Annotated in this window: 26 protein-coding genes; 10 read left to right on the top strand and 16 right to left on the bottom strand. The window is 66.6% G+C overall.

The annotated features are described in order from the left end of the window. Positions 1 to 2: 2 nt before the first annotated feature. From OKW76_RS14385 to petA, 5 genes are all read right to left on the bottom strand, one after another. Entirely contained in the window at positions 3 to 677 is a 675-nt protein-coding gene (locus tag OKW76_RS14385; protein WP_265549531.1) for a peptidase, read from the bottom strand. Positions 678 to 1,331: 654 nt separating this feature from the next. Beyond that, positions 1,332 to 1,868 (bottom strand): adenine phosphoribosyltransferase, encoded by a 537-nt coding sequence (locus tag OKW76_RS14380; protein ID WP_265549530.1) that lies wholly within the window; start codon positions 1,866 to 1,868, stop codon positions 1,332 to 1,334. Between the two features lie 97 nt (positions 1,869 to 1,965). Further along, positions 1,966 to 2,799: a cytochrome c1 gene (locus OKW76_RS14375; RefSeq protein WP_265549529.1), complete on the bottom strand. Its 834-nt coding sequence runs from the start codon at positions 2,797 to 2,799 to the stop codon at positions 1,966 to 1,968. Positions 2,800 to 2,829: 30 nt separating this feature from the next. Continuing rightward, the gene (locus OKW76_RS14370; RefSeq protein ID WP_265549528.1) at positions 2,830 to 4,146 is read right to left on the bottom strand and encodes a cytochrome b; all 1,317 of its coding nucleotides are present in this window, start codon (positions 4,144 to 4,146) and stop codon (positions 2,830 to 2,832) included. Positions 4,147 to 4,157: 11 nt separating this feature from the next. After that, positions 4,158 to 4,733 (bottom strand): ubiquinol-cytochrome c reductase iron-sulfur subunit, encoded by a 576-nt coding sequence (petA, locus tag OKW76_RS14365; protein ID WP_265549527.1) that lies wholly within the window; start codon positions 4,731 to 4,733, stop codon positions 4,158 to 4,160. Between the two features lie 197 nt (positions 4,734 to 4,930). Between petA and OKW76_RS14360 the strand changes: the two genes are divergently transcribed. Further along, the gene (locus tag OKW76_RS14360; protein WP_265549526.1) at positions 4,931 to 5,392 is read left to right on the top strand and encodes a tRNA (cytidine(34)-2'-O)-methyltransferase; all 462 of its coding nucleotides are present in this window, start codon (positions 4,931 to 4,933) and stop codon (positions 5,390 to 5,392) included. Between the two features lie 3 nt (positions 5,393 to 5,395). On the opposite strand, the gene OKW76_RS14355 is transcribed toward OKW76_RS14360, so the two are convergent. Continuing rightward, the gene (locus OKW76_RS14355; RefSeq protein ID WP_265549525.1) at positions 5,396 to 6,331 is read right to left on the bottom strand and encodes an alpha/beta hydrolase; all 936 of its coding nucleotides are present in this window, start codon (positions 6,329 to 6,331) and stop codon (positions 5,396 to 5,398) included. Between the two features lie 123 nt (positions 6,332 to 6,454). Here OKW76_RS14355 and hemF point away from each other — a divergent pair, with 123 nt between their 5' ends. Further along, positions 6,455 to 7,297: an oxygen-dependent coproporphyrinogen oxidase gene (gene hemF, locus OKW76_RS14350; RefSeq protein WP_265549524.1), complete on the top strand. Its 843-nt coding sequence runs from the start codon at positions 6,455 to 6,457 to the stop codon at positions 7,295 to 7,297. A gap of 4 nt (positions 7,298 to 7,301) precedes the next feature. Beyond that, a complete protein-coding gene (locus tag OKW76_RS14345; RefSeq protein ID WP_265549523.1) occupies positions 7,302 to 7,901 on the top strand; it encodes a GNAT family N-acetyltransferase in 600 nt (199 codons plus the stop codon). Here OKW76_RS14345 and OKW76_RS14340 read toward each other — a convergent pair. Both OKW76_RS14340 and OKW76_RS14335 read right to left on the bottom strand, forming a co-directional pair. Further along, positions 7,865 to 8,599: a hypothetical protein gene (locus OKW76_RS14340; protein WP_265549522.1), complete on the bottom strand. Its 735-nt coding sequence runs from the start codon at positions 8,597 to 8,599 to the stop codon at positions 7,865 to 7,867. The two genes, OKW76_RS14345 and OKW76_RS14340, sit on opposite strands and share 37 nt — an antisense overlap. A gap of 10 nt (positions 8,600 to 8,609) precedes the next feature. Then, entirely contained in the window at positions 8,610 to 9,443 is an 834-nt protein-coding gene (locus OKW76_RS14335; protein WP_265549521.1) for a hypothetical protein, read from the bottom strand. Between the two features lie 60 nt (positions 9,444 to 9,503). On the opposite strand from OKW76_RS14335, the gene lipB reads away from it, so the two are divergent. From lipB to OKW76_RS14320, 3 genes are all read left to right on the top strand, one after another. Continuing rightward, positions 9,504 to 10,211, top strand: coding sequence for a lipoyl(octanoyl) transferase LipB (gene lipB / locus OKW76_RS14330; protein WP_416221823.1), 708 nt, complete (start codon positions 9,504 to 9,506; stop codon positions 10,209 to 10,211). Between the two features lie 65 nt (positions 10,212 to 10,276). Next, a complete protein-coding gene (locus OKW76_RS14325) occupies positions 10,277 to 10,567 on the top strand; it encodes a hypothetical protein (RefSeq protein WP_256506550.1) in 291 nt (96 codons plus the stop codon). Positions 10,568 to 10,936: 369 nt separating this feature from the next. After that, positions 10,937 to 11,566, top strand: a complete 630-nt coding sequence (locus OKW76_RS14320; protein ID WP_322740097.1) for a hypothetical protein — start codon at positions 10,937 to 10,939, stop codon at positions 11,564 to 11,566. A 38-nt stretch (positions 11,567 to 11,604) separates the two neighbouring features. Here OKW76_RS14320 and queE read toward each other — a convergent pair whose 3' ends face one another. The 7 genes from queE to OKW76_RS14285 all read right to left on the bottom strand — a co-directional run bounded on the left by queE (position 11,605) and on the right by OKW76_RS14285 (position 17,777). Next, positions 11,605 to 12,237, bottom strand: a complete 633-nt coding sequence (gene queE, locus OKW76_RS14315; RefSeq protein WP_265549518.1) for a 7-carboxy-7-deazaguanine synthase — start codon at positions 12,235 to 12,237, stop codon at positions 11,605 to 11,607. Beyond that, the gene (gene queC, locus OKW76_RS14310) at positions 12,234 to 12,932 is read right to left on the bottom strand and encodes a 7-cyano-7-deazaguanine synthase QueC (protein WP_265549517.1); all 699 of its coding nucleotides are present in this window, start codon (positions 12,930 to 12,932) and stop codon (positions 12,234 to 12,236) included. Before queC ends, queE begins: the two co-directional genes overlap by 4 nt. A gap of 56 nt (positions 12,933 to 12,988) precedes the next feature. Continuing rightward, the gene (locus OKW76_RS14305; protein WP_265549516.1) at positions 12,989 to 13,477 is read right to left on the bottom strand and encodes a DUF3617 domain-containing protein; all 489 of its coding nucleotides are present in this window, start codon (positions 13,475 to 13,477) and stop codon (positions 12,989 to 12,991) included. A gap of 47 nt (positions 13,478 to 13,524) precedes the next feature. Beyond that, complete coding sequence (locus OKW76_RS14300) at positions 13,525 to 14,439, bottom strand: Hsp33 family molecular chaperone HslO (RefSeq protein ID WP_265552999.1); 915 nt, start codon at positions 14,437 to 14,439, stop codon at positions 13,525 to 13,527. Positions 14,440 to 14,572: 133 nt separating this feature from the next. Next, positions 14,573 to 15,490 carry an ornithine carbamoyltransferase gene (argF, locus tag OKW76_RS14295; RefSeq protein ID WP_265552997.1) on the bottom strand — a complete coding sequence of 306 codons (918 nt, stop codon included), beginning with the start codon at positions 15,488 to 15,490 and terminating at the stop codon, positions 14,573 to 14,575. A gap of 147 nt (positions 15,491 to 15,637) precedes the next feature. Continuing rightward, a complete protein-coding gene (locus OKW76_RS14290; RefSeq protein ID WP_265549515.1) occupies positions 15,638 to 16,828 on the bottom strand; it encodes an aspartate aminotransferase family protein in 1,191 nt (396 codons plus the stop codon). A 139-nt stretch (positions 16,829 to 16,967) separates the two neighbouring features. Beyond that, on the bottom strand, positions 16,968 to 17,777 hold the full coding sequence (locus OKW76_RS14285; protein ID WP_265549514.1) for an ABC transporter permease: 810 nt from the start codon (positions 17,775 to 17,777) through the stop codon (positions 16,968 to 16,970). A 91-nt stretch (positions 17,778 to 17,868) separates the two neighbouring features. On the opposite strand from OKW76_RS14285, the gene OKW76_RS14280 reads away from it, so the two are divergent. Beyond that, entirely contained in the window at positions 17,869 to 18,609 is a 741-nt protein-coding gene (locus OKW76_RS14280) for a GcrA family cell cycle regulator (RefSeq protein WP_265552995.1), read from the top strand. Positions 18,610 to 18,717: 108 nt separating this feature from the next. Here OKW76_RS14280 and OKW76_RS14275 read toward each other — a convergent pair whose 3' ends face one another. After that, positions 18,718 to 19,566, bottom strand: a complete 849-nt coding sequence (locus OKW76_RS14275; RefSeq protein ID WP_265549513.1) for an outer membrane protein — start codon at positions 19,564 to 19,566, stop codon at positions 18,718 to 18,720. 168 nt (positions 19,567 to 19,734) lie between these two features. Here OKW76_RS14275 and parE point away from each other — a divergent pair, with 168 nt between their 5' ends. From parE to OKW76_RS14260, 3 genes are all read left to right on the top strand, one after another. Beyond that, complete coding sequence (parE, locus tag OKW76_RS14270) at positions 19,735 to 21,711, top strand: DNA topoisomerase IV subunit B (protein WP_265549512.1); 1,977 nt, start codon at positions 19,735 to 19,737, stop codon at positions 21,709 to 21,711. After that, complete coding sequence (locus OKW76_RS14265; protein ID WP_265549511.1) at positions 21,704 to 22,876, top strand: hypothetical protein; 1,173 nt, start codon at positions 21,704 to 21,706, stop codon at positions 22,874 to 22,876. The genes parE and OKW76_RS14265 overlap by 8 nt, the downstream gene beginning before the upstream one ends. An 83-nt stretch (positions 22,877 to 22,959) precedes the next feature. After that, positions 22,960 to 24,255, top strand: a complete 1,296-nt coding sequence (locus OKW76_RS14260; RefSeq protein ID WP_265549510.1) for a serine hydrolase — start codon at positions 22,960 to 22,962, stop codon at positions 24,253 to 24,255. The last annotated feature ends 15 nt before the right edge of the window (positions 24,256 to 24,270 follow it).

Genomic DNA, 24,270 nt, shown 5'->3' with positions numbered 1-24,270 from the left:
CCTTATTGCGGGCGGACTGCGCCGCGGTTCATCGCCCGCGTCGCTTGACGATTGGCGCGATTGACCTGGCGGGTGGCGCGGTTCTGCTGGCGATTGACGCCGGTGGGACGGTTCGGCCGCGTGATTTGACGGTTTTCACGACGCAGTTGGCGCGCATCGCCACGACGTTCTTGGCGAAACTCGCGCCGGTCGTCGCGTCGCTCGGCGCGGAATTCTGGCCGGGTTACTTCACCCTGGCGGAAGTCACGGCGGTCACCACGGCGATCCTGCCGGAAATCGCGCGTGTCCTGGCGGCGATCCTGGCGGAAGCCCTGCCAATTGGCGCGCAGATCGCGGCGCTGCGCAGGGGCAAGATTGCCGCGGCGGCCTTCCCAATAACGCTGTTGCGCGCCGTTCCAACGGACCGGGCGCCGATCGCGGCCATACACATAATAACCGGTGCCGGGATAATAGAAGCCGTTGTTCCAGCCGAAATAGGAACCGCCGATGCCACCGCCATACAGCCCGCCGAAGCCGGCACCATAATAGCCGTCGTCATAATAACCATCGTCGTAATAGCCGGTACCGACCCCGACCCCCAGACCGCCATAGCCATAGCCCTGGTTATAACCACAGGCCGACAGGCCGATAGCGGCGACGATGGCAAAACCTGCCGTGCGAATGCGTGACGTGAACATCTGGGAGCCCTCCAGGGTACGCGGAAGTATGGTCCGCCTATACATTAGCGCGTTGAACCGAGTGTGAACCGGTGATGCGTGCTGAACGGGGGACGAGTGGTGAAGGTTCCCGCGCCGCCCGCTGGCTAGGCCGCCTCGGGCACCCGTCACGTCCTCCCCCGCCAGGGGGAGGGGGACCGCCGCGCAGCGGTGGTGGAGGGGGCGTACACGAACGCGCCGTTGGGCAAACCGCCCCCTCCGTCAGCCCTCCGGGCTGCCACCTCCCCCTGGCGGGGGAGGATGTTGCGCATCGCGCGCCTGCATGGGCCGTTGAAGCTAAGGCACCCCACATCCTCCCCCGCCAGGGGGAGGGGGACCGCCGCGCAGCGGTGGTGGAGGGGGCGGACACGAGCGCGCCGTTGGGCAATCCGCCCCCTCCGTCAGCCCTTCGGGCTGCCACCTCCCCCTGGCGGGGGAGGATGTTGCGCATCGCGCGCCTGCATGGGCCGTTGAAGGCTAAGGGCACCCCCACATCTCCCCCGCCAGGGGGAGGGGGACCGCCGCGCAGCGGTGGTGGAGGGGGCGGACACGAGCGCGCCGTTGGGCAATCCGCCCCCTCCGTCAGCCCTACGGGCTGCCACCTCGCCCTGGCGGGGGAGGATCAAGTGCGGCGCGTCAGTGGCCCTCGAACGCCACCAGCGTATGCACTTCGATATCGTCGCCGCGCAGCGCTCCGGCGCCGCCGAGTTCAGGCAGGTCGATCACGAACGCCGCCTGCGTCACCACCCCGCCCGCCTTGCGGATCAGCCGCACCGCGGCGCGCGCGGTGCCCCCGGTGGCGATTAGGTCGTCGACCAGCAGCACGCGCGCGCCGGGCGTCAGCGCGTCGGCATGCATCATGATCCGATCGGTGCCATATTCGAGCGCATAGTCCTCGGCGATCGTCGCGCCGGGCAGCTTGCCGTCCTTGCGGATCAACAGCACCCCGGCGTTCAGCGCCAACGCGAGCGTCGGCGCGAACACGAATCCGCGCGCCTCGATCCCCGCCACCAGATCGACCGGGCCGGTGATCGCCGCCGCCATGCTGTCGGTCGCCAGCCGCAGTCCCGCGGGGTCGAGCAGCAGCGTGGTGATGTCGCGGAACTGGATCCCGGGCTTGGGGAAATCGGGGATCGTGCGGATGAGCGAGCGAAGCTGGTCGGCAACGGTCATGTCGGTCTCCAATAGGGCGTCCTGCGCGGGTCGCATGAAAAAGGCCCCGAACTCCTGGCCGGAGTTCGGGGCCTTTCGTCGAACCGTCAACCGACGATCAATGCTTCAGGTCGCGCCAGATGTTGCGATAGGCGCCATAAGCGAGGCCCGTGAAGACCAGGATGAACAGGAATGCCGCAAGGCCCGCCTGGTGGCGCACTTCGAGCTTGGGCTCGGCGGTCCAGGTGAGGAATGCCGAGACGTCCTTGGCCATCTGGTCGACCGTTGCCGGCGTGCCGTCGGCATAGGTGACCTGGTTGTCGGCCACCAGCGGCGGTGCCATCGCCAGGTTCAGCGTCGGGAAATAGGGGTTGTAGTGCAGCCCCGGCGGGGTCGCGGCGGTCGGGTGCTCGGCCACCAGTTCGGCGGGCTGCGGCTGATAGCCGGTCAGCAGCGAATAGACGTAATTCGCGCCATCGCCGCGGGCCTTGGTCATCAGCGACAGGTCGGGCGGGATCGCGTTGTTGTTCGCGGCGCGCGCGGCGACTTCGTTGGCATAGACCTTGGGCAGCCGATCGGCCGGCGTGTTCTTGCGCGTCGCGACTTCGCCGGTGTCGGGGTTCACGCTGGGCGCCTCGACCGTCCACTGGTTGGCGATCGCCTTCACTTCGCCTTCGCTATAGCCGAGCGAGGCGAGGTCGCGGAACGACACCAGGTTGACCGAATGGCACGCCGAACAGACTTCCTTGTACACCTGGAAGCCGCGCTGCAGCTGGCGGTTGTCGAACTTGCCGAAGATACCTGCCGAAGGCAGGCCGGCGTCGCGCGGGCTCTGGTGGAACTCGTGCGACACGTCTTCGGGCTGGGCTTCGGCGGTGAGCGTGCCGAACAGGCCCAGCACCAGGACGAAGGCGAAGCCCAGGCCGATAAGTGGTGCGATGATACGGATCATGTGGGTCGTCTCGTCCTTGGTTCGACTGGCTTATTCGGCAGGCTGCGGCTGCGCGCCGTGCGCCTCGGGAATCGCCGTCTGCGCCGGGCTGGTACCGCCCTTCCCCTTCAGCACTGCTTCGGTGATCGAATTGGGCAGCGGGCGCGGACGCTCGGCAGCCGACACGATCGGCAGGATGACCAGGAAGTGGAGGAAATAATAGGCGGTCGCAATCTGGCCGATCATGACGTTGAAGTTGGTCGCGGCGGCGCCACCGACATAGCCGAGGACCAGGACGTCGACCAGCAGCACGATCAGGAACATCCGGTTCTTCGGGCGATAGTTCGACGAACGCACCGGCGAACGATCGAGCCATGGCAGGAAGAACAGCAGGAGGATCGAGCCGAACATCGCCAGCACGCCCCACAGCTTCGCGTCGAGGATGAAGTCGGCGGTGAAGCTCTTGAGGATCGCGTAGAAGGGCAGGAAATACCATTCGGGCACGATGTGCGCAGGCGTCGAAAGCGGGTTCGCCTGGATGTAGTTATCCGGGTGGCCCAGGAAGTTGGGCGCGAAGAACAGGAAGCCCGCGAACACCAGCAGGAACACGCCCAGGCCGAAGCCGTCCTTGGCGGTGTAATAGGGGTGGAACGGCACGGTGTCCTGTTCGCCCTTCACCTGGACGCCAGTGGGATTGTTCGATCCCGGAATGTGCAGCGCCCAGATGTGCAGGATGATGACGCCGGCGATGACGAACGGCATCAGATAGTGGAGCGAGAAGAAGCGGTTCAGCGTCGCGGCATCGGGGGCATAGCCACCCAGCAGCCAGATGCGGATCGGCTCGCCCACCAGCGGTATCGCCGAGAAGAAGCCGGTGATCACCTGCGCGCCCCAGAAGCTCATCTGGCCCCATGGCAGCACATAGCCCATGAACGCGGTCGCCATCATCAACAGGAAGATGACGACGCCCAGCAGCCACACCATCTCGCGCGGCGCCTTGTACGAGCCGTAATACAGCCCGCGGCAGATATGGATGTACACCACGATGAAGAACATCGACGCGCCGTTGGCGTGTGCATAGCGCAGGAACCAGCCGGCGGGGACGTCGCGCATGATGCGCTCGACCGAGAAGAACGCGGTGTTCGCGTCGGTCGAGAAATGCATCGCCAGGAAGATCCCGGTGATGATCTGGATACCGAGCGCCGCGCCCGCGAGCACGCCGAAGTTCCAGAAATAATTCAGGTTGCGCGGGACCGGATAGCCGGCGCCGACGGCGTTGTAGGCCAGACGCGGCACGGGCAGCCGTTCGTCGATCCACTTGGTGAGCGGCGAGGCCGGCTCATATTGCTTTGCCCAGGGGAAGCTCATCTGCTCGCTCCTCAGCCGACCGTGATCATGGTGTCGGTGGTGAATGCATATTCGGGAACCGCGAGGTTCGTCGGTGCGGGGCCGGACCGGATCCGGCCGGCGGTATCATAGGCCGAACCATGGCACGGGCAGAAATAGCCGCCAAACGCGCCCTTGTTCTCGCCCTCGGCAGCGCCCAGCGGCACGCAACCCAGATGGGTGCAGACGCCCAGCGTCACCAGCCAGTTCGACTTGCCCGCCTTGGTCCGCTCGGCCAGCGTCTGCGGATCGCGCAGGTCGCTCAGCGACACCTTCTCGGCGTCGGCGATTTCCTGCGGGGTCAGGTTACGGACGAACAAGGGCTGTTTGCGGAAGCTCGACTTGATCGCCTGGCCCGGCTGGATCGCCGAAATGTCGATCTCGGTGCTCGATGCCGCCAGCGTGTCGGCGGCGGGGCTCATCGAATTGATCAGCGGCAGCGCGATCACGCCGGCGCCGACGCCGGCAAAGGCGACCGCACCGATGGCCATATAGTCGCGGCGACGCGGATCGGCAGGGCCTTCGCCATGCGTCTCGTTGTGCGGGATAGTCGTATCAACCGTAGCCATGCGTCAGCCCTTGAAAACCAATGCCTTGGGCGGATAATCGCACGGATGTCGCCTGCATGCGAGGCGAATCCCGTGCGGTCGCGCCGGACCCACCGGACAAGCGGTGGCTGCGGCCTGATAGACGCGCATGTGGCCTTTTGCCAACACCCCATTTCGACGGTAGCTGCAGCGGCCCCCTTCCGAACGGATTTCTTATCATGCGCATTGCCCTGTTCGAACCCGATATCGCCGGCAATGTCGGCGCGATCCTGCGCACCGCCGCCTGCCTGAACGTCGCGGTCGATCTGATCGAGCCGATGGGGTTCACCTTCAGCGACCGGGCGCTCGCGCGCGCCGGCATGGACTATGCGCGGTCGGCACAGGTGACCCGCCATGCCGACTTCGCGGCGTTCGCGGCGGCGTTGCAGGGGCGACTGGTGCTGGCGACGACCAAGGGCGCGACGCGGCTCGACGCCGCGGCGTTCAAGGCCGGCGACACGCTGTTGTTCGGGTCCGAAGGAACCGGGGTGCCCGATCATGTCCATGACCGCGCCGAGGCGCGCGTCGTGGTGCCGATGATGCCCGGCATGCGCTCGCTCAACGTCGGGGTCAGCGTCGCGCTGGTGCTCGGCGCGGCGCTGCAGCAGACGGGGGGCTGGCCGGCACCCCCGCCCGCCTGAGCCTTACGCCTTGGGCTTGAGCATGCCGTGCATGTCGAGCCAGCGGGTGAAGGCGTCGAACCAGCCCGTGCTCGTCGTCGCCTTTTGATACATGCCGAAGCCGTGGCCACCCTGTTCGTACAGGTGGAACTCGACCGGGCGCTTGGCGGTCTTCCAGCTCTCGATCAGCCCGAACCCGCCATTGGCGAAGAAGGGATCGTCGGCGGCGAGCGCGACGAACATCGGCGGCGCGTCGGCCGGCGCGGGCATCGCGCTGAGCGGACCATAGATGTTGCCGATAAAGGCAGGCTTGGCGTCCTGCCCCGCCACGGTGGTCGCCAGCGTCAGCATCGCGCCCGCCGAAAAGCCGACCATGCCGATCCGGTCGGTATCGACCTTCCATTCGCCCGCGCGCTTGCGAATCAGCGCGAAGGCAGCGCGCGAATCGGCGATCTGCGGCGCGAGCGCCGCCATCGCATCGGCGGGTGCCGGGCGCGGCGGGCGGGCAGCAACGCCTGAGAACATCTCGCGCATCGATCGTTCGAAGCCCGGCATGTCGGCGGGCGTCTGGTTCAGCCGATACTTCAGCACGAACGCCGCGACGCCCTTGGCGGCGAGCGCGCGCGCGACGTCCCAGCCTTCATTCTCCATCGACAGCGCCCGGAAGCCACCGCCGGGTGCGACGACGACCGCCGCACCCGTCGCCTTGGCGGGGTCGGGCAGGAACGGCGTCAGCGTCGCGACGGTGACGTTGCGCGCGAAAACGCTCTTATACTGGCTGTGCCATGATTCGGCGGCGGTGGCGCCGGGCAGCGGCCCGGTATCGAGCACGATCGCGTTCGGCTGCGCCGGGGTCGCGATCGGCGTCATCACATCGTCCTGCGCGTGCGCCGGGACGGCGACGGCGATCGCCAACGACATTGCGACCGCCATGCGTCGCTTGCGGATCGTCCGAATCATGGCATCTCTCCCCTCGGTGAAGTGCTTCGTGCTTCGAGCTCTATCTATTTGTCGTACATGAGCGTCGATCTGCTGTCATCCCGCGGCTTCCCCTGCCCCGCGCGGCGCGCTAGACCCTCGCGCATGTCACCGCTCGACCCGCAGCAAGCCGCCGCCCGTACCTGGTTCGAAAGCCTTCGCGACCGCATCTGCGCCGCCTTCGAGGCGATCGAGCGCGACGCCGGCTCCGACGCCAGCTTCGAATACACCCCGTGGGATCGCATCGATCCCTCGGGCGAACCCGGCGGCGGCGGGGTGCGCGGGGTGATGAAGGGCAAGGTCTTCGAAAAGGTCGGCGTCAACGTCTCGACCGTCGGCGGCACCTTCGAGGGCGATTTCGCCAAGTCGATCCACGGCGCAGGCAGCGATCCGCGCTTCTTCGCGACCGGAATCAGCCTGGTCGCGCACATGGTCAATCCGCACGTCCCCGCAGTCCACATGAACACCCGCTTCCTGGTGACCACCAAGCGCTGGTTCGGCGGCGGCGGCGACCTCAACCCGCCCCTGCCCTATGCCGAGGACACCGCCGATTTCCACGGCGAGATGCAGGCCGCCTGCGACGCGCACGACCCCAGCTATTACCCGCGCTTCAAGCAATGGGCCGAGGACTATTTCTGGATCCCGCATCGCGGCGTTGCGCGCGGCGTCGGCGGCATCTTCTACGATCACATGGACGGCGATTTCGACGCCGATTTCGCGCTCACGCGATCGGTGGGCGAAGCGTTCCTCGCCAGCTATCCGCGGATCGTGCGGCGGCGGATGGACATGGCCTGGACCCCCGAGGAAGAGGCGATCATGCTCGAATGGCGCGGCCGCTATGCCGAATTCAACCTGGTGCACGATCGCGGTACGTTGTTCGGGCTCAAGACCGGCGGCAATATCGACGCGATCCTGATGAGCCTGCCGCCGCGCGCCACCTGGAGCTGACGCGATGGGCCTGACGCCGGTGCCCGAGGGGCATCTCGCGACCGTGGTCACCACGCTCGAGATGCGCGAGCGCCCGCGCCTCGCGCCGATGCCGCCTTCCGAGCTTCGGCTGGTGCGCTGGGAACAACCGACATTGCCGCGCTATCGCACGCTGTTCGCGCGGATCGGCGCGCCATGGCTGTGGTATTCGCGGCTGGTGATGGCCGATGCCGCGCTCGCCAAGATCATCCACGACCCCAAGGTATCGGTCTATGCCGCGGTCGATCGCGCAGGGATCGAGGTCGGGTTTCTCGAGCTCGACCATCGCCACGACGGGATCTGCGAGCTCGCCTATTTCGGGCTGGTCCCCGAACGCGTCGGGCGCGGCGACGGACGCTGGCTGATGGCCAATGCGCTGATGCTCGGCTGGGGCCGAGAGGTCACGCGGCTGTGGGTGCATACCTGCACGCTCGACCATCACCGCGCGCTCGATTTCTATCGTCGCAGCGGCTTCACCGCGTTCCGCCGGACGATGGAGACCTTTCCCGATCCGCGGATCACCGGCATCCTGCCCCCCGAAACCGCGCCTCAGATCCCGTTGCTGGCGCCGGCCAGCCGGCGATAGGCAGCGACCTTCAGCAGCAGGCTGGCGAGCGCCGCCGCGGTCGATGCCAGCGCCGCCAGCGCGTTGAACAGGAATACCGTGACCGGCGACGCCATCGACCCCGCGATCATCGCGCGATCGATGCTGCCCGCGACCATCACCCCCACCTGCCCCGTCAGGAACACCGCCGCGACCAAAGTGAACAGCATCCACCCCCGCCCCTTGGTCAGCGCGAACGACCGCGCGATCGCCTGGACCGGGCTCTGCCCGCCCTCGCCGGCGATCACCGCGTTCACCAGGAAGCAGCGTCCGATCAGATAGAGCCCGGGCAGGATCAGCAATGCGCCCACAAACACCCCCGCCCATACCGAGATCGTCGCGATCAGGAAGATCGGCAACAAGCCGAGCGCGCGCTGCAGCGCCTGCGCGGCGGTGGGTCGCGAACGGTCGAGGAACAGCAGCAGCACCGCCGCCGCGCCGAACAGGTTGGCGAGATTGGCCGACAGGATCGCGCCGGCATTGTCGAGCGTATAGGCGATCAGCGCCTGGCTGGCCGCGTCGGTGCCGGGTTCGGCCACCTGCTCGGGCTGCGGCAACAGCAGCAGCAGCGCGAGCGATGGCAGGAAATAGAACAGCCCCATGATCGGCAGCAGCAGCGCGCGCTCGTCGCGCCACATGCGCCGGGCGTCGGCAATCAGTTGCCCCAGCGAAAAGGTCATGCGCGGTCGGTCATGCAAAATCGTTCACCAGGTCGCGTTGCGGCGCCAGCGCCAGGTACAGCTTGGCGACGAAGCCGGTCTGCAGCACCGAGATGATCGTCGTCACGACGCCGACCAGCAACGCGGTCATCACATCGTCGATGCCGAAATTGCCCGGCACCCCCAAGGTCAGCCCCAGGATCGTGCCGAACGCGGCCTGCGCCGCCAGCGTCGCGATCGCCGCGATCAGGCCATAGAGCAGGATGACGCCGATGATGCGCAGCGCATGGCCGCGCGTCAGCCGCCAGGCGCGCGCGATCGCGCCCAGCCCGCGCCGCTCGGCAACCACCACCGGGGTGACGACCACCAGCCGCGCCAGCAGCCAGATGATCACCACCAGCGCGACCAGGCCATAGATCAGCACCCCCAGCGCCGTGCCCGCGCTCAGATCGGGCATCGCCCCCGTCTGCGCATTGGCCAGCGCCGCGACGTCGATCCCCGCCGCCAGGATGATGCCGAGCATCGGCAGCAGCAGCACCAGCACCCCCAGCAGCAGCACGATCGTCACCGCAATCACCGGCAACAGCCGCCGATTGGCAACCGCCGCCGCGCTCGCCGCCCCCATCGGCTCGACCGCCAGCGCGGTGATCGCGGTCGTTCCCCACAACGTAACCACGGTCAGCACCAGCCCCGCGATGCTCACCGCCATCTGGCTTGCCGGGTCGAGCGTCAGCCGCCACGCATCGAGCGTTCCCGACGCCGCGGTCGGCAGCAAGATGGCAAGGATCGCGATCGGCGCGATCGCGCCGGCATGGCTGCCCACAAACTCGGTCGTCCGGTCCCAGACGGTGCTCATCTTGACCATGCGGCGTTCCCCGATCATTTGGGCTTGGTAGTGCAACCCCGTAGCCGAAGCCGATTGTTCTTGCCAACCTTGTCTCCTGCCCCTGCGACCGAGATCGACGGCGTCGAATGGTGCGTCGCGCCGGGGCAGATCGACTATCCCGCGGCGGTGGCGGACATGGAAGCGCGCGCCGCCGACATCCGCGCCGGCACCGCGCGCGAACGGATATGGCTGCTCGAACACCCGCCGCTCTACACCGGCGGCACCAGCGCCGACCCCGCAGAACTGCTCGACCCGCGCTTCCCGGTGTTCAAGAGTGGGCGCGGCGGGCGCTATACCTATCACGGGCCGGGCCAGCGGATCGGCTATGTCCAGCTCGACCTCGCCGCGCGCGGACGCGACGTGCGGCGCTATGTCCACGCGCTCGAGGCCTGGGTGATCGCGGCGCTCGGGGAAATCGGCGTCACCGCCTATGCGGTGCCCGACCGCGTCGGCATCTGGACCGCCGATGGCGGCACCGAGGCCAAGATCGGCGCGATCGGCGTCCGGGTGCGCCAATGGGTCACGTTACATGGATTTTCGGTCAATCTTGCCCCCGATTTGACGCATTTCGGCGGTATCGTGCCCTGCGGACTGCCCGAATTCCCTGTGACCAGCACACATTCCCTGGGAAAACGCGTGACCGAGGCAACTTTCGATGCTGCACTTGCGTTGTGCTGTTCTACGTTCCTGCGCGCCCTCGATGATCCGAACGATTCGAGGCTTGAGGGGCGTGCTGTAACCGTTTAATGCATATCGCGGTTTGGGTATTAACGGCCTTCGGCCAACCAAGTCCACTATCTAGGGAGCTCCACATGCGTTCATTCATTTCAAAGGTCGTCACCGGTTCGATGATCGCCAGCGCTGCGCTGCTGGTTTCGGCCTGCGGCGAGACCACTGAAACCACCACCGACAACACCGTCGTCACCGATCTGAACACCACCGATCCGATGATGGACGGCACGATGACCGACAACATGACCGCCGTCGACGGCGCCATGATGGGCAACGACGCCATGATGATGAACGACACCATGATGTCGAACGACATGATGATGTCGAACGATTCGATGATGTCGAACGACACCATGTCGAACGCCATGTAATCGTCTGGCCAGCGGCCTATGCCGCCGGCCACGATTGAAAGGCCGCCCGGGCAACCGGGCGGCCTTTTTCATGCCTATTCGACAGCCAGCAAGCTGAATCGGTAGCGTAACGGCCAAGCTCCGCGCTGGGGTTTCGGCCGTTTGCCGGCATATCTAGTGATGCCGCCCGTGCGGGCGGCGCAAAAAGCCTCTTGGGCCAATCCGCAAAAGCGCTTAACCCTTGCCGCGATGATCCGGCGGGCGGGGCTCGGGCGGTCAGAGCGAGAGGCTGCGATGAACGTGTTGCGTATTGGACTGGTGGTCGCCGGAGTTGCGGCCATGTTGGTATCCACCCCTGCCTCAGCGCAGTTTTATTTCCAATCCAAGGACTTGAGCGGCCCGCGTGTCACCGGCGCCGAACCCGGCATCGTCGGCCAGGACCTGCCGGGCGCGACCCCGGCCGAGTATCGCGCGGCATTGCTGTGGAACCTGCGCGCCGCGCTCAACGTGGCCGCGCTGCAATGCCAGTTCGAACCCACGCTGCTGACGCTGGGGAACTATAATGCGATGCTCCGCAACCATACCGACGAACTGAAGGACGATTTCGACGACCTGATGAAGTATTTTCGCCGGGTCAACAAAACCGCCAAGGAAGGCCAGACCGCGTTCGACCAGTTCGGCACCCGCGTCTATTCGGGCTTCTCGACGGTGGCCGCACAGCGCATCTTCTGCCAGACTGCGGGCCGGGTCGGTCGCGACGCGCTGTATGTGAAGCGCGGCGAGCTCGGCGAGTTCGCGGCGACGCGGATGCAGGAACTGCGCAATTCGCTGCGCCCCTGGGGTGAGCAGCAATTCCGTGCGGGCGGCTATGCGTACCTCGCGGCGTATCCGCCGGCATTCCCCGCCAACTTCGCCGACAAGAAGTGCTGGCGGCGTGACGTGTGGCAGGAAAGGCGTTGCGGACCGATCTATTATCGCACCGCCGCCACGCCTTCAGCCGCCGCGGTTGCGAACCGCTGAAATACCGGGTGCCGGGCGGCTGTCCCTCGCCCGGCGCCTCAGCGCAGGCCGAGCAGCTTGTGCGTCTGCAACGACAATCGCCAGCCCGGCCGCGTCATCGCGAAAGCCACCGCCGCCGCGCGGTTTTCATCGGCCGCCAGATCGTCCATCGGCTGGATCAGGAAATGGCGGAAGTCCCAGCGCTCGATCTCGTCGACGTCGCTTCCCGCCTGCGGCCATACCAGCTTGAGCTCGTCGCCCGCGCGCTGGACCACCACGCTGCCCGCCTTGGGGCTGACGCAGACCCAATCGATGCCCGGATGCACCGCGATCGTGCCGTTGGTCTCGATCGCGATCTCGAAGCCCGCGGCGTGGAGCGCCTCGACCAGCGCATCGTCGATCTGCAGCATCGGCTCGCCGCCGGTCAGCACCACGAAGCGCGCCGCGGTCGATGGCCCCCAAGCCGCCGATACCGCCGCCGCCAGCGCGGTCGCATCGGCGAACCGTCCGCCGCCATCGCCATCGATGCCGACGAAATCGGTGTCGCAGAACTTGCACACCGCGGTCGCGCGATCCTGCTCGCGCCCGGTCCACAGATTGCACCCGGCGAAGCGCACGAACACCGCGCGGCGCCCGGCATGGAACCCCTCGCCCTGCAGCGTCAGGAACAGCTCCTTGACGGCATAGCTCATGGCCTGACGGCGTAGGCGGTCGGGTCGTCGATCCCGGCTTCGTCGAACCCCTTGGCGCGCAGCCGGCAGCTGTCGCACATCCCGCAATGCAGGTGGCCGGGGGCCGGGTCGTAGCACGACCAGCTCATCCCCGCGTCGAGCCCCAGCCGCGCCGCCTCGCGGACGATATCGGCCTTGGTGAGGTGCTGCAGCGGCGCGTGGATACGGAAGGGCTCGCCCTCGACGCCCGCCTTGGTCGCAAGCTCGGCCAGCCCTTCGAACGCGGCGATGAATTCGGGGCGGCAATCGGGATAGCCCGAATAATCGAGCGCGTTGACGCCGATATACAGATCGCGCGCACCCGCCGCCTCTGCCCAGCCGAGCGCTAGGCTCAGGAAGATCGTGTTGCGCGCGGGCACATAGGTGACCGGAATCCCGCCGCCTTCTGCCGTGCCGATGCCGTCCTTGGGCACGTCGATATCGGCGGTCAGCGCCGACCCGCCAAAGGCCGACAGATCGAGCGGCAGCACGACATGGCGCACCGCGCCGAGCGCGGTCGCGATCCGCCGCGCCGCGGCAAGCTCGACTTGGTGCCGTTGGTTATAGTCGACCGACAGCGCAAGGACGCGGAAGCCGTCCTCGCGCGCGCGGGCGGCAGCGACCATCGAATCGAGGCCGCCCGATACCAGGACGACGGCTAAAGGCTGTTCTTGCATGATGGCGCGCGCCCTAGGCTGATATTAGGACGCGCGCAACGTTGCGGGCGATGCGCTCAGCTGCATTCGCCCAACCGCCGCGCCTCGATCGCGGCTTCGAACGGCAGGCCGTCGACCACGCCTTGCGTCTTGATGTTCATCAGCCGCGGGGTTTCGATCTGGATCGTGGTGCGGCCATGGCCGGTGCCCGCGCAGGTGTAATGCACCGTGCCTTGCGACGGCTGGTTGTCGATCACGAAGCGCGAACATTGCGCGCCGCCGCCATGGCGCAGCTGGAGCAGCACGCGCGGATCGGAGACGCATACGCTGCGCGACACACCGCCGCCGGTTTCGCGCAGCTGCCACTGGCCGGGCTCGACCTGCGCCAAGGCGCGCAGCGACGGCGCCTGCGCGGGTGCCGCCCCGGCCGCCACACCCGTAATCGCCAGCGCGCCGACGATCGCCGGCCGCAGCATCCGCCGCACCTTCATCCCTGACATTGTCTCGATCCCCATTTCCGCCAGTCGACGCTGCAATAAGCCTACGCCAGCGTTCAGAATCGCCATGTGGGAGCGATCGGGAGAGTTGCAATACCTGCGTGGCAAAGCTTTTTTCAGGTCTCGACCGGGTCGAGCGCCACCGGAAACTTTCGCGCGCAAAAGGCGCAATCGATCGCGATCACGCCGTTTTCATCGGCCATTTCGGCGCGATCCTCGGGAGTGAACTTGGCGAGCACCGAGCTGATATAATCGGCATCGCAGCGGCAGCCGCGCGACAGCGCGATCCCGGTCAGCGTGCGCACCTCGCGCTCCTCGTTGAACAGCCGCCACACCAATGTCTCGAGCGACAGCAGCGGATCGGCGAGCTCGTCGGCGCCCATCGTCGCCGCCAGCGCCTCGACGCCATGCCATTCGGGATGGTCGAGCCGGGTGTGCAGCCGCTCGCGGCCCTCTTCACCCTCGGGCAAGTGCTGGAGGAACAGCCCGCCGGCGATCAGTTTGCCATCGTCGCCGCGCCCCAGCCCCAGCCGAACGAGGCTCGGAATCTGCTCGGACTGGAGGAAATAGGCCTCGATCACCTCGCCCAGCGTCTCGCCGTCGAGCGGGACGATGCCCTGATAGCGCTCGTTGGTCGTCACCTGGTCGAAGGTGACCGCCAGATAACCCTTGTTGAACAGCGCGAACAGCGACGGGCTCTTGCCCAGCATCGACAGCCGCGCGGCATCGAACTGGACATAGCCGCGAAGCTCGCCGCCCTTGTAGTCGCACACCAGCAGATTGACGACGCCGCCCTTGGTCTGCGCCTGGATCGTCAGCTGCCCGCCCGCGTCCTTGAGCGTCGAGCCGAGCAGCGCGGTCAGCGTCAGCGCCTCGGCCAGCAGCCGCTCGATCGGCGGCGGATAGGCGTGTGCCGACAGGATTTCGTCGAGCACCGGCCCAAGCCGGACGATCCGCCCGCGCGCATGGCGATCGGGCAAGGTGAAACCGATCGCGCGGTCGATATCGGTGGGGGTGGGCAGGTCGGGCATACGCATTCCTCGTCAAACTCCACAGGATCGTCATCCCAGCGCAAGCTGGGATCTCAGGCCGCGAGGGCGACGCAGATGGAGGGAGATTCCAGCCTTCGCTGGAAGGACGAAAATGGGGGGCGAGCGATTGCTTTCAAGCCACCTGCCCGAAGCACCAACGCAGGATCGACTTCTGCGCATGCAGCCGGTTCTCCGCCTCATGCCAGATCAGCGATTGCGGACCGTCGATCACCTCGGCGGTCACTTCCTCGCCGCGATGCGCGGGCAGGCAGTGGAGGAACTTGGCGTCGGGCTTGGCGCGCGCCATCAGCGCGGCATCGACCTGATAGGGCGCGAGCGCCGCCAGCTTGGTTTCGGCGTGGAGCTGGCCCATCGAAATCCAGGTGTCGGTGACGACGATGTCGGCCCCCTCGACCGCCTCGGCGGGGCTGGCGACGCAGCGCGCCCTGCCCTGTCCGCGCGCCATGTCTTCGTCGGAGGGCTGGAAGCCCTGCGCGCAGGCAGCGACAACGTCGAAATGCATCAGCCCGGCGGCCTCGACGATCGAGGCGAGGACGTTGTTGCCGTCGCCCAGCCACGCGACCTTCAGCCCGGGCAGCGCCTTGCCGCCTTCGAGGATCGTCAGCAGATCGGCCATGATCTGGCAGGGATGCGACTGGTCGGTCAGCCCGTTGATGACGGGGACGGTCGCGTGATGCGCCATTTCCTCGAGCTTGGCGTGATCGTCGGTGCGGATCATGATCGCATCGCAATAGCCCGACAGCACGCGCGCGGTGTCGGCGACGGTCTCGCCGCGGCCGAGCTGGGTGGTGCCGCTGTCGAGCACCAGCGCGCTGCCGCCCAATTGGCGCATCGCCATGTCGAACGACACGCGGGTGCGCGTCGAACTCTTCTCGAACACCATCGCGAGCGTATGGCCGGCGAGCGGCGCATCGGCATCGGCACGGCCCTTGGGCCAGCCCGCGCGTGCGGCCTTGCGATCGAGCGCATCGGCCAGGATCGCGGCGACCCCGTCGGGGCCGGCGGATGACAGGTCTAGGAAATGGCGCATGGTCATGGACAGGATCCTTGAAACCCGTTCGTCCTGAGTAGCCGCTGAGCTTGTCGAAGCGGCGTATCGAAGGATCCGCCCGCTTGGGGAGTGTCCTTCGATACGCGCCTTCGCCTTCGCTCAGTCCCTACTCAGGACGAGCGGCAGTTAATCGTCGCTCACCGGCACATATACCCGCGCGGCTTCGCTCAGCTTCTCGATCGCCTCGGCGATATGCGCCTCCTCGATCACCAACGGCGGCAGGATGCGGACGACATTCTCGCCCGCCGCCACCGTCAGCAGCCCATGGTTGTCGCGGCAATGCGCGACAAACCGCCGGCTGTCGCTCTTGAGCTTGAGCCCGAGCATCAGCCCCATGCCGCGCACGCTTTCGAACAGATGGTCGTGATTGGGGATCATCTGTTCGAGCCCCTGGCGCAGCCGGTCGCCCATCGCCTTCACATGATCGAAGAAGCCGTCCTCGAGCATCACGTCGAGGATCGCAGATCCCGCCGCCATGCCCAGCGGATTGCCGCCATAGGTGCTGCCATGCGTGCCGAACACCATGCCCTTGGCGGCTTCCTGCGTCGCCAGGCACGCGCCGAGCGGGAAGCCGCCGGCGATGCCCTTGGCCGCCGACACGATGTCGGGAACCACGCCATATTGCTCATGCGCGAACAGCGTGCCGGTGCGACCATAGCCGCACTGCACTTCGTCGAGCACCAGCAACAGGCCGTGCTCGTCGCATGCCCGGCGCAGCCCCTGCAGGAATTCGGGGCTGGCGACGCGGATGCCGCCCTCGCCCTGCACCGGCTCGACCAGGAAGCCCGCGGTGTTGTCGTCGATCAGCGCCAGCGCGCCCGCCAGGTCGTTGAACGTCGCATACGCGAAGCCCGGCAGCAGCGGTTCGAACCCGTCGCGCATCTTGGCCTGGTTGGTCGCCGAAATCGCGCCGAGCGTTCGCCCGTGAAACGCGGTGTCGAAGGTGATCAGCGTATGCCGCTGCGGATTGCCGTTGGCATAATGATAGCGGCGCGCGGTCTTGATCGCGCACTCGATCGCCTCGGCGCCCGAATTGGTGAAGAACACCGTATCGGCAAAGCTGTTGGCGACGATCCGCTCCGCCAGCGCTTCACCCTGCGGGCTGCCATACAGGTTGCTGACATGCATCAGCGTCGCGGCCTGCTCTTGGATCGCCTTGGTCAGATGCGGGTGGCCATGGCCGAGCGCGTTGACCGCGATGCCGCTGGCGAAATCGAGATACCGCTCGCCGCGTTCGCCGATCAGATAGCATCCCTCGCCTCGGACCGGACGCACGTCGCACCGCGGGTAAACGGGCATGAGCGCTGGCATCGACATCGGGACACTCCTTCTATTGGACTTCGGCAGATGAACTAAGGGGGTAGCAAAAGCTCCGGGGCAGAACGCGAAAAGGCGGCCACCGGGCCGCCTCGTCTTGTCCTTTAGAGGCGCGCGGCCCCGGGGGTCAATATGGGCGTCAGTTCTTGAGCTTCCAGCCGCGTCGCAGCAGCCAGTAGCAGAAGGCCGCCAGCGCGACGGTCAGCACGCCGAGCAGCACGCCGCCGAACATCACGTCCGAATCGGCGGTGCGCAGGAAACCGAAGCGGAAGCCGCTGATGATATAGAAGAACGGGTTGAACTGGCTGATCGCGCGGAAGGTGGGCGACAGCGACTCGACCGAATAGAAGGTGCCCGACAGCAAGGCGAGCGGCGCGATCACGAAATTGGTGACCGCGGCGGCATGATCGAACTTCTCGGCCCAGATCGAGGTCAGCACGCCGAGCAGCGCGACGAACGCCGATCCGACCACGCCGAACCAGAGCAGCGCCAGCGGATGCCGCGGGGTCACATCGACGCCCCACAGCGCCATCGCCAGCCACACCGCCCCGCCGACGCACAAAGCCCGCGTCACCGCGCCACCGGTCAGCCCCGCGAGCAGCTCGCCGGTCGACAACGGCGGCATCAGATAATCGACGATCGTCCCCTGGATCTTGCCCACCAGCAGCGAGAAGCTGGCATTGGCGAAGGCGTTCTGCAGCATCCCCATCACGATCAGCCCCGGCGCGATGAACTCGGCAAAGGGGACGCCCATCACCGATCGCCCGCCGCCGCCCAGCGCGACGGTGAAAATCACCAGGAACAGCAAGGTGGTGATCGCCGGCGCCCACACCGTTTGCAACTGGACCTTGAAGAAGCGGCGGACCTCCTTCACATACAAGGTCTTGAGCCCACCCCAATTGACGCCGCGAAAGACCGCGACGCCGGGGGCGGGCAATTTGGATATCATAGGGTCGGGCCGGTCTGCCATCTTCGATGCGCCTAGTCGACGCTGCCCGCCCCCGCAACCCGGCGCCGCCGGCATGGAAGAGAAGAACGCAATGAGCTGGACCGAGGAACGTATCTCGACGCTGACCAAGATGTGGGAGTCGGGCAGCACCGCCAGCCAGATCGCCGAAGAGCTTGGCGGGATCAGCCGCAACGCGGTGATCGGCAAGGCGCATCGGCTGGGGCTCAAGCCGCGCCCGTCGCCGGTAAAGAATGCCGAGCCCGCCGCTGCCAAGCCGGCACCGGTCGCCGCACCCGCCGCACCGCCGCCACCGCCCGCGCCCAAGCCCGCCGCGCCGGTCGTCGCCGCGCCCGTCGCGCCGCCGGTTGCGGTAAAGGCGCCGACGCCGCCCAAGCCGGTCGCCGCGCCCGCCGAGCCCGCCGAGCCCGAGGATGAAGTCGAGATCGACGAGGTCGAGGCCGACGATGAAGACGACGCGGTCGCACCGGTGAAGGCGCCGGTGATGCGCTCGGTCGGCCCCGGCGGCTTCCTGCGCCAGAACCCGGGTGAGAACAGCGCGCCGCTGACGCCCGCGCCGCCGCGCCGCTTGGTGCCTGCGCGCCCGTCGGATGCGGTCGCGGGCAAGACCTCGCTGCTCGATCTCAACGATCGAATCTGCAAATGGCCGATCGGTCATCCAGGCGAGCCCGACTTCCACTTTTGCGGCGACAAGGTGAACCCAGGCTTCCCCTATTGCGTCGATCATTGCGGCCATGCGTATCAGGCGCAGCTGCCGCGCCGCGATCGCCGCCCGCCGCCGCCGCTGCCCTATGGCGGTCCGCGCGTCCGCTGAGCCGAAAGCCGGTCGATCGGGCGATCGACCGGCGCCAGATACAAGAAACCCCGCCGGCCCTGAGGCCGACGGGGTTTTTTGTTACGCTACGCTACTAACGATTCGCGATCAGAAGCGGAATGCGCCCGTCATGCGAATGCTGTGGAAGCGGAAGTCGTTGCTGCTGCGCTGGAAGTCGGTGCTACCGGCGCCGAGCAGGAACGGGTTGGTGACCGGGGCATTGCCGCGGCTGGTGTTCACGCGGAAATCGTCGTCAACATAGTTGTTGAACATATATTCCATGCCGAACGAGAAATTGTCGCCGATCTTCTGCTCGAGACCGCCACCGACGGCATAGCCCCAGCTGTTCGACTTGCGATCTTCCAGCGTGAACGCGTTCGCCGTGTTGGTCGACGAGAAGCTGTTGTTGATCCGCGCATAGGTTGGGCCACCGGCTGCGTAAAACAACGAACGACCGCCCGCTGCATAGCCGACGCGGCCACGGACCGAAGCGTTCCAGTCGAAATCGCGCGTCATGACGTAGTTGGCAGGCGTCGTGCTGAACGCCGAAACGCTGTCGCTGACTTCCGACTTACCGAACTCGCCCATCACGCCGTAGACGAAGTTGCCGATCTGGTGATCGGCGCCGACGCGCACGAAATATTCCTTGCCGTCTTCGTCGTTGCGGCACGCACCCGCTGGGGTCGCGCCATTGGCTGCGCCGTTGCAGAAGCCCGGCGAGAAGGCGTTGGGGCCGGCTGCGGTGGTGACGACGTCACCGAAATTGCCGTCGAGGTTGCGATCGAACAGGATCGTTTCGTCGACGTCGTTGGGCTGCACGCTCATGCCGAACGAACCGCCGACATACAGGCCCTTGAAGTGGGTTTCGCCGTTTGCGTCCTGCGCGAAGGCGGGAGCCGAGGTGGCAAGCAGTGCGACGACGCCGAGGGCGGCGCCTGATAAAGTACGCTGACGCATACGAAACTTCCTTCTGTGGTTTATGGTAACAAATACGGGGCGCTAACGCGCACGGTTGCACTTGGGTGCATTGCAGCGCGAAAATGAGACCGGACTGTGGCATTGATGCCACAATCGCCTTTTGCGGATTCGGTTTCCGCCTTCGGCACAGCACGATATAGCCCGACCATGTCCAACGACCTGTTCGCCGCGCCCGTCACCGCCGGCACCGACTATAACGCCGCCTCGATCGAAGTGCTCGAGGGGCTCGAACCCGTTCGCCGCCGCCCGGGCATGTATATCGGCGGCACCGACGAACGCGCGCTGCACCACCTCGCCGCCGAAGTGCTCGACAATGCGATGGACGAAGCGGTCGCGGGCCATGCGACGCGGATCGAGGTGACGCTCGATGCGGGCAACCGGCTGACGATCGTCGACAATGGCCGCGGCATCCCGGTCGATCCGCATCCGCGCTTTCCCGACAAATCGGCGCTCGAGGTGATCCTCTCGACGCTCCATTCGGGCGGCAAGTTCAACGGCAAGGCCTATGCCACCTCGGGCGGGTTGCACGGCGTCGGCATCAGCGTGGTCAACGCGCTGTCGGTCGATACCGTGGTCGAGGTGGCGCGCGGGCGTGAGTTGTACCGGCAGCGCTTCAGCCAGGGGCAGACGCTGGGGGGCATCGAGCATCTGGGCGGCACCCCCAACCGGCGCGGCACCTCGGTCGCCTTCACCCCCGATCCCGAAATCTTCGGCGCGATGCAGTTCAAGCCCGCGCGGCTGCACAAGCTGGCGCGATCCAAGGCGTATCTGTTCGCGGGCGTCGAAATCCGCTGGAAATGCGCGCCCACGCTGATCTCGGACGATACCCCCGCCGAGGCAGTGTTCCAGTTCCCCGGCGGGCTGGCCGATCACCTCAAGGAACAAGTCGGCGGCCGCGAATGCGCGACGTCCGAGTTCTTCGCCGGACGCCAAGCCTTCCCCGACGAACAGGGCAGCGTCGAATGGGCGGTCGCCTGGCCGCTCTGGTCCGACGCGTCGTATAGCTGGTATTGCAACACCATCCCCACCCCCGATGGCGGCACGCACGAGGCGGGGCTTCGCGCCGCACTCACCAAGGGGCTGCGCGCGTTCGGCGATCTGGTCGGCCAGAAAAAGGCCAAGGACATCACCGCCGACGATCTGATGGTCGGCACCGAATTGATGCTGTCGGTCTTCATTCGCGAACCGCAATTCCAGAGCCAGACCAAGGACCGGCTCACCAGCCCCGAGGCGGCGGGCCTGGTCGAGCGCGCGGTGCGCGACCATTTCGACCAATATCTCTCTGACCGGATGGAGCGCGGCAAGGCGCTGCTCGGCTATGTCCTCGACCGGATGGACGAGCGATTGAAGCGCAAGGCCGAGCGCGAGGTGAAGCGCAAGACCGCGACCTCGGCGCGCAAGCTCCGCCTGCCCGGCAAGCTCACCGATTGCTCGGCCGACGATCCCAAGGGCACCGAATTGTTCATCGTCGAGGGCGACAGCGCCGGCGGCAGCGCCAAGCAGGCACGCGACCGCAAGACCCAGGCGATCCTGCCGATCCGCGGCAAGATTTTGAACGTCGCCAGCGCCACGAGTGCCAAGATCATGGCGAACCTCGAAATCGCCGATCTGACGCTGGCGATGGGTTGTGGCACCCGCAAGGACTGTATCCCCGACAATCTGCGCTATGAACGTATCATCATCATGACCGACGCCGATGTCGACGGCGCACACATCGCCACCTTGCTGATGACCTTCTTCTTTCAGGAAATGCCCGAACTGGTGAAGCGCGGGCATCTGTATCTGGCGCAGCCGCCGCTCTACCGCCTGACGGTGGGGGCCAAATCGCTCTACGCCCGCGACGACGCGCACCGCGCCGAGATCGAACGCACGGTGTTCAAGGGCAAGAAGGTTGAGGTTTCGCGCTTCAAGGGCCTTGGCGAGATGAACCCGATGCAATTGCGCGAAACGACGATGGACCCCAAGACACGGGGACTATTACGTATTACCCTGCCGCAGGAATATGAGGAGCGCGCCGAAGTAAAGGATCTGGTCGACCGGCTGATGGGCACCAACCCCGCCCACCGCTTCGCCTTCATCCAGCAAAACGCCGCGCGATTGGAGGAGGATGCGATCGATGCGTAGCGATGTATTTGCGCTGTTGCTGAGCACCGTCGCCTTGCCCGCTGCCGCGCAGGTTGCCGAGGAACCCGGCCAGCAAAGCGATACGATCGTCATCACCGGCCAGCGACTCGAAGACAGCCAGTCCGCGCTCGACGCCTGCATCGCGCGAAATTGTCCTCCCATCGAGGAAATCACCGCGACGGTACGGCACGCCGAAAACGCCTTCGTCGCCGGCGATTACAAGGTAGCAAACGAAACGCTGCGAAAAGGCTTGGCACGCAACCGGCAACATGAAGCGGTGGCGCCTATCGCGGTATCCGAGCTGATCCGTGCCCGGTCGCAAGTCGCCGCGCATCTGGGGCTCACCGATCTTTCGCGCGTAGCCGCCATCGACAATGCGCGGATGCTGCGCAAGCAAGTCGGCGAAACCCACCCCAACAGCCTAGTGGCGGCAGCCGAAGTCAGCGACGCGCTGGTCAGGTCCGGCAGGCCCGACGCGGCCCGCGAGCATTATGCGAAGCTTGCAAAAAAGGCTCGGCGCCAGAACGAGGTCGGCTTCGAAGGCTTCGTCCGGTTGCGGCTTGCGGCGCTCGAAATAGCGATCGCCGAGCGGACCGTCACCGGAGCGCCAACCCGCGCGATGGAAACGCTCGATACGTTGATCGCGAGCACCATTCCCGAACAACGAGTGTATGCCGACGCAGCGCGAATGCTGAAGGCTGGCTTTCTAGCCCGCAGGGGCGACGACGGCGCGCTCGAGGCGGCGATCACCCAGGTACGCACGTCGCCCGAAAGGCCGCCGCAATTGTTGTTCGCGCCGGCGATCGACGTCGACGACCGTCGTCTCCCAGGCATGAGCCCGCGACCGCAGCTGCATGCAGTCGACGACAATTGGGCGGATATCGGCTTCTTCGTAAGGCCCGACGGGCGAACCGGCGATGTCCAGATATTGCGCACCGGCAAGCAGTTCGAACGACCCTGGGCAGATCGTGTGATCGCGTCGATCGCGGGGCGGCGTTACGCCCCGCGATCGGTCGCTGCGACCGATCCCGGGTCGTTTCGCGTCGAACGGTTCACTTATACCGCCGACTATCGAACCAACACCGGCTCACGCATGGTGGTTCGATCGGACAGTCCAAAGATCCTCCGGCTTGATCTGACAGTCGAAAAAACCGCGGCGAAATGATGGGATTAGCCCTGGCGGCGGCAGTATTTGCATCGTCTGCGCCGCCGCGTTTGCCCCCGCCCCCCACCCCGTTCGTGCTGAGCTTGTCGAAGCACCGTTCTGCCTCGCCGTCGTCAATCCGAAAGCAGGACGGTGCTTCGACAAGCTCAGCACGAACGGAGGGAGGGCCGTCACTCCCCTCCCGCGGCGCCGAAGTCGTAACGATCCTCAACGGCGATGGCGATTACGACACCGCCTTCACCGCCACCTTCCGCGCGCAGATCAGCCGGGCGCAATTCAACGCGATCGCTGCCCGACTGCGCAGCCAATATGGCCAGGCCACCGGGGTCGAGCGGATCGATGTCACCAATCGGCTGCAGGCGGTGGTCATCATCGGCTACCAACGCGGCACCGCCACAGTGTCGCTGTCGCTCGACGCCGCCGCGCCGCATGCGATCGGCGGCCTGCTCATCACCAGTACTGCGCCGCGTGGCGACAGCCTCGAGCGCGTCACGGCCGAAATCGAGGCGCTGCCGGGCAGCACCGGGATCGGCATCTATGCACTCGGCACCGACGCACCGCGCGCGCTGGCGCAGCTGAACGCCGACGTCGCCGCGCCGATCGGCTCGGCGTTCAAGCTTTGGGTGCTCGCCGAACTCGCCGCACAGGTAAAGGCGGGCGAGCGCCGCTGGGCCGATGTCGTCCCACTCGGTGCGGCGTCGCTGCCTTCGGGGATTACCCAAGGCTGGCCGGCCGGCGCGCCGATGACGCTGCAGAGCCTGGCCACGCTGATGCTGTCGATCAGCGACAACACCGCCACCGACACACTGATGAGCGCACTCGGGCGCGAGCGGATCGACGCGCGCGCGGTGGCGCTGGGCGCGCCGCGCACCTCGCTGCCGGTGCTCGCGACGCGCGAGGCGTTCGCGCTCAAGAGCGCCGACGCGGCCGCGGTCGCCGGCTGGGCGACGCTGACGCCCGCCGACCGCCGCGCGCGGATCGCCGCGCTACCCGTCAAGCCGCTCGACCCGGCGATGTTCTCGGGCACGCCGCTTCGTCCCGAAATCGAATGGTTCGCCTCGCCCGCCGCGATGGCCGCGACGCTCGACTGGCTGCGGCGCGAGGGCGATCCGACGGCGCTGGCGATGCTTGCGGTACACCAGCCCTCGCCCGCGACGCGGCGCTTTGCCTATGCCGGCTATAAGGGCGGGTCCGAGCCCGGGGTGCTCAGCCTCAACCATCTCGTGCGCGACAAGCAGGGCCGATGGTATGCCGTCGCCGCGGCCTGGCACCGCAGCGATGCGCTGGTCGAGGAACCGACGCTGGCGGGGATCGTCGATCGCGCGCTGACGGTCATCGCCACCCCGTTCGTTTCGAGCGAAGTCGAGAAAACCGACTAGGCGCGCGAGCCCCGT

This window comes from Sphingomonas sp. S1-29, assembly GCF_026167545.1.
In the GTDB taxonomy this organism is placed as follows: Bacteria; Pseudomonadota; Alphaproteobacteria; order Sphingomonadales; family Sphingomonadaceae; genus Sphingomonas.
Note: the sequence above shows the minus strand (reverse complement) of the source record. Positions and strands in the feature narration are given on the sequence as shown.